Genomic DNA, 16,814 nt, shown 5'->3' on the forward strand with positions numbered 1-16,814 from the left:
TTAAAGGTGAATAGCGCTATTGTGTTTGTGCTGATTTCAGAAATAAAATTGATTTATTACATGCATTGATGAAGAAAATAGATGAATTACTCGCTGCGCCAGCTTCGCGTTTTTGTCGCCGTCGCCCATGCCGGGAGCTTCAGTCGGGCAGGGGAGAGCATTGGCCTGAGCCAGTCGGCCGTCAGCCATAGTCTGAAGGAGCTTGAGGTTGAGCTGGGGGTGAAATTACTCGATCGCACCACTCGCGAAGTTGTGTTAACTCCGGCAGGAGAGCAGCTGGCTCCTCGCCTGGAATGCCTGCTGGAGGAGCTAACCACTACGCTGCTGGATGCGCGCGTTGTCGGCGACCGGCTTAGCGGCACGGTGCGCGTCGCCGCCAGCCAGACCCTTTCCGCACACTTAATGCCACAGTCGATTGCCGCCGCTACGCAAGCTTATCCGAATATTCGTTTTGTGCTGCATGACGCCTCGCAGCAGTGGGTTTTACAAAGCATTCGCCAGGGTGAAGTGGATTTCGGCGTAGTTATCGATCCGGTTCAGGCGGGTGACCTGGAGTGCGAAACGGTGCTGGCGGAACCTTTTCTACTGTTGTGCCGCAGCGACCATTTTTTTGCAGGTCAGGAACAGGTTGCCTGGCAGTCCTTGCAGGGGCAGAAGCTGGTTTTACAGGACTACGCTTCCGGCAGCCGCCCGCTGATTGATGAAGCGTTTCATACGCAGGGAATTGAGGTTGAGGTCGCACAGCAAATTGGTCACCCGACAACGCTCTACCCGATGGTTGAAGCGGGAATTGGTTTGAGCGTTATTCCGGCGCTGGCTTTACCGCTGCCGCAGGGCAGGCCGCTGGTAGTGAAGCGCTTAACGCCGGTGGTAAACCGACAGCTGATGCTGGTGAGGCGAAAGAATCGTTCGCTTTCCAGGGCGGCAGAGGCAATCTGGCAGGTAGTACGCGAGCAGGCCAGGCTGTTAACCCTGGCCCGTAAAGGCGATCCTCTATTTATTGACGACTAGATATAAATATCAATCTGGTGGTCGTCGGAAGGTTTATTCACTCCGGTCGCTTTTATTTGCTGCTGTTCTTGTTTCTGCTGGGCTTCTTCAGCCTGTTTGCGCTGGAGCTGGGCCAGCTGGGCCTGCAGCATTTTGATCTCGGCCTGAAGGATCTCGACTTGTTTTTTCTTCTCTGCGGCAGGGCGGTCTGGCGTGCTCGAAACTTCTTTTAGCTTCTGGGTTACCTCACTAATTTTTTTAGTGATCTGGGCAATCTGCGCTGCCGTACTGTTATCCGAACCGCCGGATGCAGAGGAAGATCCGGTTGCGGTGCTGGTCGTCAATTGACCGCCCTGCAAAGCACTGCTGGATATTGTAGTCATCATAACTCCTTTGATGGAATGGTAAGGGAGTTATCGGCCGGGCGGTGGGGAAGTTGATGCTTTTTTGTTGGGGGGAAGGTTGGCGAATCTCAGATAGCAAAAAGGCGCCTTTAGGGCGCCTTTCTACATTGGTGGGAGGATTGTGCAGGATGCACTCGTCTCATCCTGAGACTCGCCCTGCGGGTCACCGCAAGCGGTGATGCAAAATTGTTCCCGACAATTTTGTCGAACCTGCGGCAGGTTCGAACCCAACACGAATTGCAAATAGCAAAAAGGCGCCTTTAGGGCGCCTTTCTACATTGGTGAGAGGATTGTGCAGGATGCACTCGTCTCATCCTGAGACTCGCCCTGCGGGTCACCGCAAGCGGTGATGCAAAATTGTTCCCGACAATTTTGTCGAACCTGCGGCAGGTTCGAACCCAACACGAATTACAAATAGCAAAAAGGCGCCTTTAGGGCGCCTTTCTACATTGGTGGGTCGTGCAGGATTCGAACCTGCGACCAATTGATTAAAAGTCAACTGCTCTACCAACTGAGCTAACGACCCGAATGGTGGGTGATGACGGGCTCGAACCGCCGACCCCCTCCGTGTAAAGGAGGTGCTCTACCAACTGAGCTAATCACCCAAACTTCGGTACTGCTAATTCTTGCAAGAGGAGATGGTGGGTGATGACGGGCTCGAACCGCCGACCCCCTCCGTGTAAAGGAGATGCTCTACCAACTGAGCTAATCACCCATCTCTAAATCTCTTACTACATTCCGGGTCATCCTGAAGGATGGTGGGTGATGACGGGCTCGAACCGCCGACCCCCTCCGTGTAAAGGAGATGCTCTACCAACTGAGCTAATCACCCCCGGTTTGTGGAGTCGCATTATAGGGACAGTTGAAAATGAGTCAACGCCTTTTCTAAAGTTTTTATTCGTTCGTCTTAAAATTAAACGATGCGATCAAGAAACGTGTATTGGCGTTTGATTTATCATCAGATTATCAGCTTTCCTGCTATCTACAGGCATCATCATTGAGGAATTAGCGCACAGTGATAGAATGACGCCTGTTAATTTTTCCCTGGCAATTGCCGCAATGTCGGCATTTCTGCGTAATTAAGGCCGTTTAATGAAAATCAAAACTCGCTTTGCGCCAAGCCCAACAGGCTATCTGCACGTTGGCGGTGCTCGTACTGCTCTCTATTCCTGGCTTTTCGCTCACCATAACAAGGGCGAGTTCGTGCTGCGTATAGAAGACACCGACCTCGAACGTTCAACCCCGGAAGCTATCGAAGCGATTATGGACGGGATGAACTGGCTGAGCCTGCAGTGGGATGAGGGCCCGTACTATCAGACTAAGCGTTTTGATCGTTACAACCAGGCTATCGACGAGATGCTGGCTGCGGGTACGGCCTATAAGTGCTACTGCTCTAAAGAGCGCCTTGAAGCACTGCGCGAACAGCAGATGGCGAATAATGAGAAACCTCGTTATGACGGCCGCTGCCGCCATGGGCATGAACATCACGCGGATGACGAGCCTTGCGTAGTTCGCTTTGCTAACCCGCAGGAAGGTTCTGTTATCTTTGAAGACCAGATCCGTGGCCCGATCGAGTTCAGCAACCAGGAGCTGGATGACTTGATTATCCGTCGTACCGACGGTTCACCGACCTACAACTTCTGCGTAGTGGTAGATGACTGGGATATGGAAATCACGCACGTTATCCGCGGTGAAGACCATATCAACAACACTCCGCGCCAGATTAACATTCTGAAAGCGCTGAATGCTCCGGTTCCGCTGTATGCTCACGTTTCTATGATCAACGGTGACGACGGTAAAAAACTGTCCAAACGCCACGGTGCGGTAAGCGTGATGCAGTACCGCGATGACGGCTACCTGCCGGAAGCGCTGCTGAACTATCTGGTGCGTCTGGGCTGGTCCCACGGCGATCAGGAGATCTTTACTCGTGACGAAATGATCGAAATGTTCACCCTTAACGCGGTGAGCAAATCGGCCAGCGCCTTCAACACCGAGAAATTGCAGTGGCTGAACCATCACTACATCAATACCCTGGAGCCGGAGTACGTTGCGACCCACCTGCAATGGCACATCGAGCAGGAAAATATTGATACCCGCAACGGCCCGCAGCTCTCCGAGCTGGTCAAACTGCTGGGCGAGCGCTGCAAAACCCTGAAAGAGATGGCGCAAACCTGCCGCTACTTCTATGAAGACTTCAGCGAGTTTGACGCCGACGCGGCTAAAAAACACCTGCGCCCGGTTGCCCGCCAGCCGCTGGAAGTGGTTCGCGACAAGCTGGCCGCCCTGAGCGACTGGACGGCTGAAAACGTACATCATGCGATTCAGGCAACCGCCGATGAGCTGGAAGTGGGCATGGGTAAAGTCGGGATGCCGCTGCGCGTTGCGGTAACCGGTGCAGGCCAGTCCCCTGGCCTGGATGTGACCGTACACGCTATCGGCAAGCAGCGTTCCGTTGCGCGCATCAATAAAGCGCTGGACTTCATCAGCGAGCGCGAAGCGCAGCAATAAGCTTCGTAGAATATAAAAAGCCGGTGCTGAGTCACCGGCTTTTTTATGCTTAATTTCGGATACCGAGGCGTCTTAGTATGCCGTCGAGGCCTTCGCGCTCCAGCAAGGAGGACATTTGTCGCTGTTCTGTTTCTGACAAATCGCGCAGGGCATTTAGCATAAGCTGTTCCAGCGGAGACTGGTTGGCTTTATAGAGAGCCACTTTGTCGTTCATGCGGCGGGTGTTGTAGATAAACGTGAGTATCGGTTCGGACATATAAATAAATCGTGCCCTGCCGCCCTGGACGCCCTCTTTTTTGCAGGTTTCCCAGTTTTTTTCCCTGACCCATTTGTTGACGGTCTGACGGCTGTAGCCCGTCATCTCCGCCAGCTCATTGGGGGTCATTTTATCCTTAAACATTTGCAATCCTTTATTTTCCCTGACTCCAGCGGGAAACGGTTGGGAGATTACTCGTTATCCCGGATACCAAGACGCTTAAGCAGGCCAGCAATCCCGTCGCGCAGCAGCATGGCGGACATTTTGTGCTGCTCGCTTTCCGACATTTGCTGCACCGAGTTAAGCAGCAGATTTTCCAGAGAGGCATCGTTCACGCTGTAGCGAACATTGGTGTCCGTGACCCGGCGTGCGCTGTTGATAAACTCCCGAACCTGCTCGTTGATGTGGATAAGCCGGGCTTTACCGCCCTGAACGCCAGGTTTTGGCGAGGTGGTCCACTTTTCTTTGCGAACCCATTTATTGATGGTCTGGCGGCTGTAGCCGGTCATATCGGCTAATTCTTCGGGTGTCATTCTTTCCTTGAGCACAGTGATTCCTTTTCATTGTGGCCGTGCGGGTAGCAAGTCATTCGAGGTTCATTTTATTGAACTGACTTACCGGAAACTGTGACAGAATTAACTACAACGGGATGATATGCAACCGGGATTTGCCTGAGGCGCTGGCTTTTTAGGCGATTGATCGCAGAAGAACAATTTGGCGTTGACACCTTATGTTGGGTTTCATATTATGCCGCCCGTCAACACGACAAGGTCTTTACGGTTCGGGGCTATAGCTCAGCTGGGAGAGCGCTTGCATGGCATGCAAGAGGTCAGCGGTTCGATCCCGCTTAGCTCCACCAAATCTTCCTCCAGCAAGATTTGTACCGTAAAAACAAAGCCTGTCCGTGGGGCTATAGCTCAGCTGGGAGAGCGCTTGCATGGCATGCAAGAGGTCAGCGGTTCGATCCCGCTTAGCTCCACCAAAATTTAAAACCCTCGCTTCGGCGGGGGTTTTTGCATTTAAGCTTCGGCTCAATCTGTTTTTCGCCCCGCCAGACCCGCTCCGGGTAAAAACTCCTCCCTTTACACCCGATTGTTCTATTATTTATGCGGGACTATTAGATTTCGCTTATGGCATTTTGTGAACTTGATTCGCTTAATAAATAAACGTATTCTTTCCGCCCAAAATTAATAATTCAGCGATTACATAAACTTAACACTGCGGCCTATGGTTATTCACAAGATGATAAGAAAAATAGCGATTGCTCTGGCTCTGTGTTTCCTGTTTATTCCTTTCTCGCGCTATATTTCTCCCACTACCCTGGTGGACGGACATAAAACCTATCTGGCCTATCTCCCGTTAAGTTTCATCACCGCAATGATTATTATTTATGGCCGGGCGGTGATTTTCCCTTTAGCCGTCGGAACGTTGATAATTTATTCATTGCTGCTTGATTTACCCTTTGTCCCGCTGGCCGCCTTTGTTTTTTGTCTGTTATTCCCGCTGTTGTTAACCAGCCTGATTAGCTGGCGTTATATCGGCTCGCGCTGGCGCTTTGGTTTGCCCAATAAGAACACCGGTGCGCGCTTTTTTTGGCTGGGGTTTATCGCACCTTTTACCATTAAACTGCTGATGTACATGATGGGGAGGGTGATAGCGTACCCGCCTGAACTTGCGCCTTTCTTCGGCAGTGGTTCGGCAATCTATATGATTGTCGACGTGCTCAACCTGGTGGTGGCGTCGCTTATCTTCACTCCGCTGTTCTATTTCCCGCTGCGCATGCTGCTTAACCCGCGTTTTGCGGTGGGGTTCTGGCGGCGCTGCGTCCGGCACTATCGGCAGGATAAGCACCGCCTCTTTACGCCATGCTGGCTGGCGGCATGGGTGATTTACCTGTTGATGATGTGTTCTCCGTGGCACAGCGAACTGATTTCCGGTTACCTGGTGCCGCTGGTCTTTGTGTTATTCACGCTCGGCATCCGCCGCCTTGGCTCGCGGCTGGTTTCCCTGCTGTGGGGGATTTCTGCCTGGGTGTTGCTGACCTACAACACCAGTTTTTTACAGGGCGTAAATACGCAATATGCTCTGTCGTTTATCCTTTCGGTATTTATCTCCTTTACCGTTTGTCTGCTCTATATGGCTATTTCGTATCATAAAAACGAGCTGATGAAGCGTATTTATCACCAGCAGGCGCTGACTGACCCTTTAACACAATTGCCTAACCTGCGAGCACTCGAACAGCATATCAGGCGTTATCCTTTAGGGGCTTTATGCTGCCTGAGAATGGCCAATTTTGAATTTCTCAGCCGCCATTACGGCATGATGATGCGTATATATTGCAAGAAAACCATCGCCAGAGAATTACAGCCGTGGCTGCTGGAAGGTGAGGAAATATTTCAGCTGCCGGGAAGCGAACTGCTGATTTTTTTGCGAGGCGATGAATCTGAAGCGCGTTTAACCTATTTTGTTGAGCAGCTAAATAATAAGAAAATCCAGTGGCATAACGCCGCGCTGGAAATTGAATATGGTGCCGCCTGGGGCGTTGTCGATACGCCAGCAGAACTGCAACGCACGCTTGGGCAACTGAGTTATCTGGCAGAGAAGGCCAGCGGCGCACACCGCGTTTTGGGGCTGGACTCCAGGCAGGCGGCTGTTTCGGGGCAGACCACCGAGCGCGTGCTGCTGTTGCAGAAGGTAAAACGCGCGCTGGATGAAGAAGCATTTGAGCTTTACGCCCAGCCGATTGTTAACCATCAGGGGCAGGGCTACCACGAAATTCTCAGCCGCCTGATAGTGGACGGCCAGACCATCGGGCCGGATAAGTTTATCCCGATTATTGCCGAATTTAACCTCAGCACCCGCTTTGACCTGATGGTTCTTAAAAAGCTGCTGGCTTGGCTGGCAAAGCATCCCGGTGACGCCCGGCAGCCTCGTTTTTCGGTCAATCTAATGCCCCTGACGCTGATGCAGAAGGATATTGCCCGGCAGGTTATGGCGCTGTTTAGCTCATTCAAAGTACCGACCAGCGCGGTGGTGATTGAGGTTACGGAAGAGCAGGCATTTTCCCACTCCGAAACGTCAAACCATAATATTGCCCTGCTGCGCGAGAATGGCTTCAGGATTGCTATCGATGATTTCGGAACAGGCTACGCTAACTATGAGCGCCTTAAAAACCTGCAGGCCGATATCATCAAAATTGACGGTTGCTTTGTCCGCGATATCACCAGCGACGTTATGGATAAGCTGATTGTGAAATCCATCTGTGAGCTGGCGGCAGCCAAACCGCTGACCGTGGTGGCCGAGTATGTCGAAACGGAAGAGCAGCGCGAAATTCTGCTGCAGCTTGGTGTCCAGTTCCTGCAAGGTTATCTGGTGGGGCGGCCTGAACCGCTGCACCTGCTGGAAAGTCGATCGCTATCCTTTGCGCCGTAAAAAGGAATCACCGTGAGCACCTCGTTGATGAGCCACTTTCACCAGCCGATGGAAAAGACATTGCGCATTACCCATGTCTGCTTTCTGTCGCTTTTCTTGCTGATTACTTTCCTGTTCTGGCAGCAGGGCGAGCTGTTTAATCACGGCTATCGCACCAGCCAGCTTAGCCACCTTGAAAGCGTGATAGCCCGGCTGGAAACCAAATCTCAGTATCAAATCGACAACCTGCGCTACCTGCGGCGCATGTTTATTGAGACCCTGGACGAGCCTCTGTTCACGCCGCTGTCCCGGCTTTCTATGCTGGCTGGTGACAAAAAAGGGATGGCGCATCTTTGGATCCGCAACTTGCCTATTCCTGACAGCGTCGCTGAGCCGGAAAAAAATGATCAAAAAGAACTGCTGACGCGCAGAGAGTACCAGGCGCTGCGTGAGATTCAGGATCTCTTCCCCCTGGCGGGCGGTGGGAACCATCTCTCTTCCAATATCTACTATATGTCCCGCTCCGGGGCGTTTATCGCTTCGCTCTCGCAGGAGGTGAATCAGCTGCTTATCGAGAGCGCTAACCCTCTGCACCAGCAGGGATCTTTTGTGCTGGGTTCGCCGCTGCTAAATCCCTCGCGCGGCTCATTCTGGACGAGGCAGAACATCCCCGGCACCAATCAAACGCTGATTAACGGCTCGCTGCCGGTGGATTTTGACAACCAGTGGATCGGGTTATTCGGCATCGCGGTGACCACCGAAACGCTGCAAATGTTTCTCTCCAGCTCGCTGCCGGAAGGCACGCAAAGCGCCTATCTGTTATTTGACGAGCAGCTCAACCCGCTGACCCAGGCGGTTGGCTCGCAAAATGGCTACCGGCTCAGCGAACCTCAGCGCCAGGCCATTCTCGAAAGTCTGTCTCATGCCTCGCGGGGAACCCTGCGCTTTAGCCACGCCTATGTCACCTTCGGGAAAGTGATGGGCACCGGAGCCGTCCTCGTCAGCATTCAGACTATCGGCCAGGGCCTGCATGAAGACTTTGGCCGTTTTAGCGTGCTGCTGGTGGTGATGTGGCTGATTGTCATGTTCATCTTGCTGGGGTCGCACCGCATGATTTGCCGCCTGGTTCGCAATATGGGCTCTTTGCAACAAGAGATGCACCGGCATGCGCTCCACGACCATTTAACCGAGGTGCTTAACCGCCGCGGGTTCTTTGAAACGACCGCCAGGATTAGCCCCCACTACGTTGACTACTCGCTCATTCAGTTGGATCTCGATCACTTTAAGAGGGTTAATGACCGCTTTGGTCATCAGGTAGGTGACCAGGTGCTAAGCCACGCCTCGCGCTGTATTCAGCAGGCGATCCGCAGCCAGGATATTGTTGGGCGCATCGGCGGAGAGGAGTTCTGTATCTATCTGCCCAATACCGACCTGCACGCGGCGGTTGCCGTGGCGCAGCGGGTACGCAAAATGCTGGTCAATACGCCGCTGAAGCTTGCCGATGGCGAGAGTCTGCTGGTGAGCGCTTCGCTGGGTGTTGCTTCCCACGAAGAGGAGCCGGAGGGCACGCTGGAGCAGATACAGAGCCTGGCGGACATCCGGCTATATTACGCCAAGCAGCAGGGGAGAAACCGGGTATGCTGGCGTGAAGACGGCGAATTGCAGGCATAAAAAAAGCCGGGGAGATGCCCCGGCTTCTTCATCAGGCTAAATCAGATAACCAGCGCCGCGATGGAAGCGGAGAGGATACTGACCAGAGTGGAGCCGTAGACCAGCTTCAGGCCGAAGCGGGAAACCACGTTACCCTGTTCTTCGTTCAGGCCTTTAATCGCGCCGGCGATAATCCCGATAGAAGAGAAGTTAGCGAAGGAGACCAGGAACACGGACAGGATGCCTTCCGCACGCGGAGACAGGCTGCTGGCAATCTTCTGCAGGTCCATCATGGCAACGAATTCGTTGGAAACCAGTTTGGTCGCCATGATACTGCCCACCTGTAATGCTTCGCCGGACGGTACGCCCATCACCCATGCAACCGGGTAGAAGATGTAGCCCAGAATGCCCTGGAAGGAGATACCCAGCACGGCGGCGAACAGCGCGTTCAGGCCGGAGATCAGGGCGATGAAGCCAATCAGCATCGCGGCAACGATAATCGCAACTTTGAAACCTGCCAGAATGTACTCGCCGAGCATTTCGAAGAAGCTTTGGCCTTCGTGCAGGTTAGACATCTGCAGGTCTTCTTCTTTCTCGTCCACGCGGTACGGGTTGATAAGCGACAGCACGATAAAGGTACTGAACATGTTCAGCACCAGCGCGGCAACCACGTATTTTGGCTGCAACATGGTCATGTAGGCACCCACAATCGACATCGACACGGTAGACATAGCGGTTGCCGCCATGGTGTACATGCGGTTGCGCGACATCTTGCCGAGAATATCCTTATAGGCAATAAAGTTTTCTGACTGTCCCAGAATCAGCGAGCTTACGGCGTTAAAGGATTCCAGCTTACCCATACCGTTGACTTTAGAAAGCACGGTACCGATAGCGCGGATAACAATCGGCAGAATGCGAATGTGCTGCAAAATACCGATCAGCGCAGAAATAAACACGATAGGACACAGCACTTTCAGGAAGAAGAATGCCAGACCTTCGTCGTTCATTTTGCCGAACACAAAGTTTGTCCCTTCGTTGGCGAAGCCAAGCAACTTCTCGAACATCTCGGAGAAGCCTCTTACAAAGCCCAGGCCGACATCAGAGGTCAGGAAGAACCAGGCCAGTAAAACTTCGATAACCAACAGTTGAATGACAAAGCGAATACGAATTTGCTTGCGGTTAGGGCTAACCAGCAGAGCCAGCAGCGCGACCACAGCAAGCGCTAAAACAAAGTGCAAAACGCGGGACATATTTGCTCCAAATATGAGGCAGGTTTAATTTCGTTGCACATTCTATGTAACAAGCAATAAGAAAACGAGATCAATTCCACACTATAGTGATGAGCTGTGACGGAACGCAAAAATAGTGATCCACCATACATTTCTGCTATGTTAAGTAAAGAAGCTAAAAGTTACGTTAGGACTTGCGGTAAACAGTTTACATGTTGTTCAAATGTTAATCCGTTAACCGGCATCCAGAATCGCCATCTCACGCCTCCTGCTCATCGTTTTCAGCTATCAGAGAAATCAATTTCCCGGCACTAAATGAACTTGATAATCATTCTCACTTTGATAGCATAAAACATAGCAAAGGCTATATCTCAGAGGCAGAAGATGACAAACAGTCGCATTGACAGCAGCACCGGGCGAACCGCGCGCAAACTACGCCTGGCGTTAATGGGGCCTGCGTTTATCGCCGCTATCGGCTACATCGACCCCGGTAACTTCGCGACCAATATTCAGGCCGGGGCCAGCTATGGCTACCAGCTGCTGTGGGTGGTGGTTTGGGCTAACCTGATGGCCGCCATGATTCAGGTGCTTTCGGCCAAGCTAGGGATAGCCACCGGCAAAAACCTTGCCGAGCAAATTCGTGACCATTACCCGCGCCCGCTGGTTTGGATCTACTGGGTGCAGGCAGAGATTATTGCCATGGCGACGGATCTGGCTGAGTTTATCGGCGCGGCCATCGGCTTTAAGCTTATTCTCGGCGTCTCGCTGTTACAGGGCGCGGTGCTGACCGGGATTGCCACTTTCCTGATCCTGATGCTGCAAAGCCGGGGGCAAAAGCCGCTGGAAAAAGTCATCGGCGGGCTGCTGCTGTTCGTTGCGGCGGCATATATTGTCGAGCTTATCTTCTCTCAGCCAAAATTTGCCGAGTTAGGGAAGGGGATGCTAATCCCGAGTCTGCCAACCTCGGAGGCGGTATTCCTTGCCGCTGGCGTACTGGGCGCAACCATTATGCCGCACGTTATTTACCTGCACTCTTCGCTGACCCAGCATCTGCATGCCGGTAACCGGGCGGAGCGTTATTCCGCGACAAAATGGGACGTGGGCATCGCGATGACTATCGCGGGCTTTGTGAACCTGGCGATGATGGCGACCGCGGCGGCGGCATTCCACTTTACCGGGCATACCGGCATTGCCGAACTGGAAGATGCGTACAAAACGCTGGAACCGCTGCTGAGCCACGGCGCGGCGACCATTTTTGGTCTTAGCCTGGTGGCGGCCGGCCTCTCTTCAACGGTTGTCGGCACGCTGGCCGGGCAGGTGGTGATGCAGGGCTTCGTACGCTTCTACATTCCGCTTTGGGTGCGCCGGGCTATTACCATGGCGCCGTCTTTTGTCGTGATTCTGATGGGATTAGATCCCACCAGAATTCTGGTGATGAGCCAGGTGTTGCTGAGCTTTGGTATCGCGCTGGCGCTGGTGCCGCTGCTTATCTTTACCAGCGATAAAAAACTGATGGGCGACCTGGTTAACGTCCGCTGGGTGAAACTGGTGGGCTGGGCGATTGTGGCCCTGGTGGTGACGCTCAACCTGTGGCTTATTTTCGGTACGCTGTTTGGCAACTAAGTTTGCCGGGTAAAGTAAAAAGGGCCGGTTAAACCGGCCCTTTATCTATCTTAGTGATGATGCCCGTGACCCCGGCCACGCCCACGATGGTCATCGCGGTCATTCCAGCCTTCGCGGTAGCCGCGCTCGTAGCTGCTTGGGCCCCGTTTCCAGTTGCGATCCCAGCCACGGTGGTGGTGCCAGCCGCGATCGCGCCATTCATAGTTACGGTGCCAGTAGTCCCTGTCGCGCCATTTGCCGCCGTCCCAGTAATTACCGCGATAATCCCTATCGCCAATCTGCAATTTTACCGATGGCAGCAAGGTGATTTCCCCCGCATTGGCAACCAGCGGTGCCGCTACCAGTAAGGCAATGGCAAGCATCAGTGACCTGAACATACTTTCTCTCCTTGGTTCCCGTAGCCGCACCGGCGGCCTGTTAACACAATATTACAAACCGGCTAGCGGGACGATGAACTACACAACTCCTAAATCAGCGGCGGCAGCACTTTTTGTTAAAGATAATCGTCTTCTCTGGGCAGAAGGGTAAGCGGTTACACCAGAATGGCTTCGATGGCCTCACGCTCCTGCTGGCTAAACTGGCGTCGGGCGAGCATGCCGACGGCATCCTCAATCTGGCTGATTTTACTGGCGCCAATTAACACCGAAGTGACTTTATCATCTCGCAGCACCCAGGCCAGCGCCATCTGGGAAAGCTTCTGCCCGCGCCCGAGCGCAATGTCGTTAAGCCTGCGTACTTTATCGAGCTTTTCGGGAGTGATTTGCTCCGGGTTGAGGAAGCGGCTGCCGCTGGCGGCGCGCGAGTCCGCCGGAATGCCTGCCAGATAACGGTCGGTTAATTGGCCGCCCGCGAGGGGTGAAAACGCAATACTGCCGACGCCTTTAGCCTGGAGTAGATCCAGCAGCCCGCCTTCAACCCAGCGTTCAAACATTGAATAGCGCGGCTGATGGATTAGGCACGGTGTGCCAAGCTGGTTGAGGATCTCAATTGCCTTTTCCGCCAGCTCCGCCGGGTAATTCGAGAGCCCGACGTACAGCGCCTTGCCCTGGCGTACGACATGGTCGAGGGCGCGCATTGTCTCCTCGAGCGGCGTTTCCGGGTCCGGGCGGTGGTGATAGAAAATATCCACGTATTCCAGGTCCATCCGGCGCAGGCTTTGGTCCAGACTGGCGAGTAGATATTTACGCGAACCCCAGTCGCCGTAAGGCCCGTCCCACATGGTGTAGCCCGCTTTGGTAGAGATAATCAGCTCGTCGCGCAGGGCGGGGAAATCTTCCCGCAGGATGCGGCCAAAATTGGCCTCAGCCGACCCCGGCGGCGGCCCGTAATTATTGGCGAGATCGAAATGGGTGATGCCTGAATCAAAAGCCTTTCTCAGCAGCTGGCGGCTGGTTTCCAGCAGCGTTTCGTCGCCAAAATTGTGCCAGAGGCCAAGTGAGATAGCGGGCAATTTCAGGCCGCTGCGGCCGCAGCGACGGTACTCCATAGAAGCGTAGCGGTCGGGATTGGGCTGCCAGGTCATTATCGTTATCCTTATCGGGAACAGAGGATTTAGTGTATACGTTTTCACAAGGGCGGTGGCTATCAGAATCACGCTCATTCCTCTGTAAACGTCGGTTTCCACCTGCTAAATAGGATATATTCTCGACACCGATCCCGATTCTCCAATACTCACAGCAAGCACCCATAGAAGGAAAACCCTATGCGCTACTGTGTGGCAGACTATCTGGTCGACCGGCTAAATGAATGTGGGATCCGCCATCTTTTTGGCGTGCCGGGGGACTACAACCTGGTTTTTCTCGACCATGTTATTGCCCACCCTGAACTCGCCTGGGTGGGCTGTGCCAACGAGCTTAATGCGGCCTACGCCGCCGATGGTTACGCCCGCTGCAAAGGTGCGGCGGCGTTGTTAACTACTTTTGGCGTGGGTGAGTTAAGCGCGCTTAACGGCGTGGCCGGTAGCTACGCCGAACACCTCCCGGTTATTCACATCGTGGGCGCGCCAAATAGCCATGCCCAGCAGCGCGGCGAATTGCTGCACCACACGCTGGGCGACGGCGACTTCCGGCATTTTCTGCGTATTGCCGAAGAGGTTTCTGTCGCGCAGGCCACGCTTACCCCCGCCAACGCCTGTACTGAAATAGACCGCGTTATCCTGGAAGCGTTAAAACAGCAGCGCCCCGGCTACCTGCTGCTGCCGAGCGACGTGGCAGAAGCCCCTGCAACCAGGCCGACAAAACGGCTGGATGTTGCCGCCGCCGCTGCTGAGCCCGCCACGCTGGAAGCGTTCCGCCACTGCGCCCAGGCAAAAATTGCCGAAAGCCGCAGCGCTTCTCTGCTGGCGGACTTCCTTGCCTTGCGTTATGGGCTGCAGGAGGCGCTCCAGCAATGGATGGACGGCACGCCAATGCCTCACGCCTCATTGCTGATGGGCAAAGGCCTGTTTGATGAGAGTAAACCGGGCTTTCTCGGCACCTACAGCGGGGCCGCCAGCGAGCCGCAGGTACGGCAGGGCATTGAAAGCGCCGGGGTGGTCATTTGCGTGGGCGTAAGATTTACCGACACCATAACCGCAGGCTTCAGCCAGAAGCTAAGCCAGCAGCAGACGATAGACGTTCAGCCCAATGCGGTTCGCGTGGGTGAGCGCTGGTTTAGCGGCATCTCTATGGCGCAGGCGGTAGACGTTCTGCATCAGCTCTGCAAACGGCAGGCCTCCGCGTGGCCAGCGGCGACGCAAAGGCCATCGGAGCTACAGCCCGGCAATGGCGACAAGCTCGACCAGCATGCGCTCTGGCACACTCTGCAAAATGCGCTTCAGCCGGGAGATATCGTGCTGGCTGACCAGGGGACGGCTGCTTTCGGTGCCGCGGCGCTGACGCTTCCTGAGGGAGTCACTTTTATTGCTCAGCCGCTTTGGGGATCTATCGGCTATACGCTGCCCGCCGCATTTGGGGCGCAAACCGCCCACCCGAACAGGCGCGTATTGCTGCTAATTGGCGACGGCTCAGCGCAGCTCACTATTCAGGAACTGGGAAGCATGCTGCGGGACGGGCAGAAACCTGTCGTGCTGCTGTTGAACAACGACGGTTATACGGTTGAACGCGCCATTCACGGCCCTGAACAGCGCTACAACGATATAGCCGCCTGGGACTGGACGCGGCTGCCGCAGGCGCTGAGCGTGGACGGGCAAGCGGAGTGCTGGCGAGTGACAGAAACGGCGCAGCTTGCGGCGGTGATGGAAAAACTGGCCAGCCCGGAAAGGCTGGCGCTGATAGAGATTATGCTGCCGAAGCAGGACATTCCAGAGCTGCTGCGGGCGGTAACCAGCTCGCTCGGCAAGCGCAACTCGGAAATGGAACACTAGCGGTTCGGTCGCCCGGCCATCATCAGGGGTTTACCCGCCAGCAGCAGCCAGGCGGGTAACATCACGATGCATAACAGCGGCAGCAGTTTGACGTCGGGTACGACAGCCATCGCCATAAACAGGCTGAGCCAGCCGTCACGCGTGACAACCAGCACCAGGCCCAGCACCGCGCAGGAAAGCGTAATGGCCGCCGGAACGGCGTCCACGTGCTGATGCAGCATCATGCCCAGCGCCACGCCGACAAACACCGCCGGGGAAATACGCCCGCCCCTGAACCCGCTGGCGGCGGCAATAACCAGCGCCGCCAGCTTCACCACTGCAAACAGCAGCAGCGAAGAGACTGAAAAGTCGGAAATCGCCAGCTGGCGCATTTCATCCAGCCCTTTAAACATCGTAATCTCCCCGCCGATAACCCCCAGCAGACCAAGCATAAAGCCGCCAACGCCAAGGATAAGCACCGGGTGTTTTAGCTGATGCATCAGGCGGTGCAGGCGCGGCAGGCACCAGACGCCAACCATACCCATCGCAACGGCGATGGCCGTGACCACTGCGCCGCTAAAGATGTCTTCAATATGCATTTCCGGGTAGCTGGCAACCGGCAACGCGAAGTGAGGGTGGTAAAAGATGCTGGTGGTTAGCGCCCCGGCGGAGGCGGCCATCAGCGGGGCAAACAGCCTGTCCCAAAGCGGGACTTCGTTATTGCCACCGAGCGTTTGAGAAAAGATAAGCGCGGCGGCAACCGGGGTTCCAAATAGCGCGCCGATGGTGCCTGCCGCAGCAAGGATAGTCCAGTCCAGCGGGCTAACCTTCGGCAGCACACGAGCGCCAAGGGCTACCGCGAGCGCAATATTCACCGCCATAATCGGGTGCTCCGGACCAAGGCTAACGCCCCCGGCCAGCCCAATCACCAGCGCCAGAATCAGGCCGGGGACGGCCATCGCCGGAACCGGAGCCCCAATCAGCGGCTCGGTTGCCGGGTCGGGGCCGCCGTGCCCCGGCAAAAAACGCAGCACCAGCCCAACGGCTATGCCGGTTAACGTCAGGATCGTGATTATCCAGAACGGCGAATGCGGACTGTAACCCTGCCCGGCGGGCAGCGTGACCCACAAAAAGCCCTGGAGCGCAGCGGCAACCTTCATCACGACTATCAACACCAGGCTGGAAAAGACGCCGATAATCAGAGCCGGAATGGAAAGAACCAGCATGGTTCTGGCTCGCGGATGGAGCATAGTCAGTCCTTAAAATAGGGGGGCCGAACGGCTCCGCGCCCGAAAGCCAGAAGCCGCATTGCAAACAGGGCTGAAACGGTAAAGCCAGAATGTGACCTGGTTCAACAATCAAGCCGCAGCAGGATGATGGTCGTTGTTGTTTCGGCTGGC

13 protein-coding genes and 6 tRNA genes are annotated in these 16,814 nt (G+C 54.8%); 8 read left to right on the forward strand and 11 right to left on the reverse strand.

What is annotated here, in order from left to right:
- Nucleotides 1-81: 81 nt before the first annotated feature.
- The gene (locus tag ACG1VR_RS06270; protein ID WP_395490482.1) at nucleotides 82-1,011 is read left to right on the forward strand and encodes a LysR family transcriptional regulator; all 930 of its coding nucleotides are present in this window, start codon (nucleotides 82-84) and stop codon (nucleotides 1,009-1,011) included.
- Here the strand turns inward: ACG1VR_RS06270 and ACG1VR_RS06275 are convergent.
- From ACG1VR_RS06275 to ACG1VR_RS06295, 5 genes are all read right to left on the reverse strand, one after another.
- Complete coding sequence (locus ACG1VR_RS06275; RefSeq protein ID WP_039898535.1) at nucleotides 1,008-1,373, reverse strand: FlxA-like family protein; 366 nt, start codon at nucleotides 1,371-1,373, stop codon at nucleotides 1,008-1,010. The two genes, ACG1VR_RS06270 and ACG1VR_RS06275, sit on opposite strands and share 4 nt — an antisense overlap.
- Before the next feature lie 471 nt (nucleotides 1,374-1,844).
- Nucleotides 1,845-1,920: transfer RNA gene (locus ACG1VR_RS06280), tRNA-Lys, on the reverse strand.
- 3 nt (nucleotides 1,921-1,923) lie between these two features.
- Nucleotides 1,924-1,999 (reverse strand) — tRNA-Val (locus ACG1VR_RS06285).
- 34 nt (nucleotides 2,000-2,033) lie between these two features.
- Nucleotides 2,034-2,109 (reverse strand) — tRNA-Val (locus tag ACG1VR_RS06290).
- Nucleotides 2,110-2,150: 41 nt separating this feature from the next.
- Nucleotides 2,151-2,226: transfer RNA gene (locus ACG1VR_RS06295), tRNA-Val, on the reverse strand.
- Between the two features lie 260 nt (nucleotides 2,227-2,486).
- Here ACG1VR_RS06295 and gltX point away from each other — a divergent pair.
- Nucleotides 2,487-3,902, forward strand: a complete 1,416-nt coding sequence (gene gltX, locus ACG1VR_RS06300; RefSeq protein ID WP_395490483.1) for a glutamate--tRNA ligase — start codon at nucleotides 2,487-2,489, stop codon at nucleotides 3,900-3,902.
- Between the two features lie 49 nt (nucleotides 3,903-3,951).
- On the opposite strand, the gene ACG1VR_RS06305 is transcribed toward gltX, so the two are convergent.
- Both ACG1VR_RS06305 and ACG1VR_RS06310 read right to left on the reverse strand, forming a co-directional pair.
- Nucleotides 3,952-4,302, reverse strand: coding sequence for a YfeC-like transcriptional regulator (locus ACG1VR_RS06305; RefSeq protein WP_016537554.1), 351 nt, complete (start codon nucleotides 4,300-4,302; stop codon nucleotides 3,952-3,954).
- Nucleotides 4,303-4,349: 47 nt separating this feature from the next.
- Entirely contained in the window at nucleotides 4,350-4,706 is a 357-nt protein-coding gene (locus ACG1VR_RS06310) for a YfeC-like transcriptional regulator (protein ID WP_071704105.1), read from the reverse strand.
- 235 nt (nucleotides 4,707-4,941) lie between these two features.
- Here ACG1VR_RS06310 and ACG1VR_RS06315 point away from each other — a divergent pair.
- The 4 genes from ACG1VR_RS06315 to ACG1VR_RS06330 all read left to right on the forward strand — a co-directional run bounded on the left by ACG1VR_RS06315 (nucleotide 4,942) and on the right by ACG1VR_RS06330 (nucleotide 9,240).
- A tRNA-Ala gene (locus tag ACG1VR_RS06315) sits at nucleotides 4,942-5,017 on the forward strand.
- A 47-nt stretch (nucleotides 5,018-5,064) separates the two neighbouring features.
- A tRNA-Ala gene (locus ACG1VR_RS06320) sits at nucleotides 5,065-5,140 on the forward strand.
- A gap of 245 nt (nucleotides 5,141-5,385) precedes the next feature.
- Nucleotides 5,386-7,590 (forward strand): EAL domain-containing protein, encoded by a 2,205-nt coding sequence (locus ACG1VR_RS06325; RefSeq protein WP_016537552.1) that lies wholly within the window; start codon nucleotides 5,386-5,388, stop codon nucleotides 7,588-7,590.
- Between the two features lie 12 nt (nucleotides 7,591-7,602).
- Nucleotides 7,603-9,240 carry a diguanylate cyclase gene (locus ACG1VR_RS06330; protein WP_395490484.1) on the forward strand — a complete coding sequence of 546 codons (1,638 nt, stop codon included), beginning with the start codon at nucleotides 7,603-7,605 and terminating at the stop codon, nucleotides 9,238-9,240.
- Between the two features lie 41 nt (nucleotides 9,241-9,281).
- Here ACG1VR_RS06330 and ACG1VR_RS06335 read toward each other — a convergent pair whose 3' ends face one another.
- A complete protein-coding gene (locus ACG1VR_RS06335) occupies nucleotides 9,282-10,469 on the reverse strand; it encodes a NupC/NupG family nucleoside CNT transporter (protein WP_016537550.1) in 1,188 nt (395 codons plus the stop codon).
- Between the two features lie 363 nt (nucleotides 10,470-10,832).
- Between ACG1VR_RS06335 and ACG1VR_RS06340 the strand changes: the two genes are divergently transcribed.
- A complete protein-coding gene (locus ACG1VR_RS06340) occupies nucleotides 10,833-12,071 on the forward strand; it encodes an Nramp family divalent metal transporter (RefSeq protein WP_016537548.1) in 1,239 nt (412 codons plus the stop codon).
- Nucleotides 12,072-12,121: 50 nt separating this feature from the next.
- Here ACG1VR_RS06340 and ACG1VR_RS06345 read toward each other — a convergent pair whose 3' ends face one another.
- Both ACG1VR_RS06345 and mgrA read right to left on the reverse strand, forming a co-directional pair.
- Nucleotides 12,122-12,448 carry a DUF2502 domain-containing protein gene (locus ACG1VR_RS06345; protein ID WP_016537547.1) on the reverse strand — a complete coding sequence of 109 codons (327 nt, stop codon included), beginning with the start codon at nucleotides 12,446-12,448 and terminating at the stop codon, nucleotides 12,122-12,124.
- A gap of 155 nt (nucleotides 12,449-12,603) precedes the next feature.
- Nucleotides 12,604-13,593, reverse strand: coding sequence for an L-glyceraldehyde 3-phosphate reductase (gene mgrA / locus ACG1VR_RS06350; RefSeq protein ID WP_039898531.1), 990 nt, complete (start codon nucleotides 13,591-13,593; stop codon nucleotides 12,604-12,606).
- A gap of 180 nt (nucleotides 13,594-13,773) precedes the next feature.
- Between mgrA and ACG1VR_RS06355 the strand changes: the two genes are divergently transcribed.
- Complete coding sequence (locus tag ACG1VR_RS06355) at nucleotides 13,774-15,435, forward strand: alpha-keto acid decarboxylase family protein (protein ID WP_016537545.1); 1,662 nt, start codon at nucleotides 13,774-13,776, stop codon at nucleotides 15,433-15,435.
- On the opposite strand, the gene ACG1VR_RS06360 is transcribed toward ACG1VR_RS06355, so the two are convergent.
- Complete coding sequence (locus ACG1VR_RS06360) at nucleotides 15,432-16,664, reverse strand: ion channel protein (protein ID WP_395490485.1); 1,233 nt, start codon at nucleotides 16,662-16,664, stop codon at nucleotides 15,432-15,434. The two genes, ACG1VR_RS06355 and ACG1VR_RS06360, sit on opposite strands and share 4 nt — an antisense overlap.
- Nucleotides 16,665-16,814: the final 150 nt, after the last annotated feature.

This window comes from Cedecea davisae, from assembly GCF_044095835.1.
In the GTDB taxonomy this organism is placed as follows: domain Bacteria; phylum Pseudomonadota; class Gammaproteobacteria; order Enterobacterales; family Enterobacteriaceae; genus Cedecea; species Cedecea davisae.

Excerpts from the sequence above, each read along its gene's own strand:
- ACG1VR_RS06275 (WP_039898535.1), bottom strand. The coding sequence starts at position 1,373 with ATGACTACAATATCCAGCAGTGCTTTGCAGGGCGGTCAATTGACGACC.
- gltX (WP_395490483.1), top strand. The coding sequence starts at position 2,487 with ATGAAAATCAAAACTCGCTTTGCGCCAAGCCCAACAGGCTATCTGCAC.
- mgrA (WP_039898531.1), bottom strand. The coding sequence starts at position 13,593 with ATGACCTGGCAGCCCAATCCCGACCGCTACGCTTCTATGGAGTACCGT.
- ACG1VR_RS06355 (WP_016537545.1), top strand. The coding sequence starts at position 13,774 with ATGCGCTACTGTGTGGCAGACTATCTGGTCGACCGGCTAAATGAATGT.
- ACG1VR_RS06305 (WP_016537554.1), bottom strand. The coding sequence starts at position 4,302 with ATGTTTAAGGATAAAATGACCCCCAATGAGCTGGCGGAGATGACGGGC.
- ACG1VR_RS06325 (WP_016537552.1), top strand. The coding sequence starts at position 5,386 with ATGGTTATTCACAAGATGATAAGAAAAATAGCGATTGCTCTGGCTCTG.
- ACG1VR_RS06270 (WP_395490482.1), top strand. The coding sequence starts at position 82 with ATGAATTACTCGCTGCGCCAGCTTCGCGTTTTTGTCGCCGTCGCCCAT.
- ACG1VR_RS06340 (WP_016537548.1), top strand. The coding sequence starts at position 10,833 with ATGACAAACAGTCGCATTGACAGCAGCACCGGGCGAACCGCGCGCAAA.
- ACG1VR_RS06335 (WP_016537550.1), bottom strand. The coding sequence starts at position 10,469 with ATGTCCCGCGTTTTGCACTTTGTTTTAGCGCTTGCTGTGGTCGCGCTG.
- ACG1VR_RS06360 (WP_395490485.1), bottom strand. The coding sequence starts at position 16,664 with ATGCTCCATCCGCGAGCCAGAACCATGCTGGTTCTTTCCATTCCGGCT.
- ACG1VR_RS06345 (WP_016537547.1), bottom strand. The coding sequence starts at position 12,448 with ATGTTCAGGTCACTGATGCTTGCCATTGCCTTACTGGTAGCGGCACCG.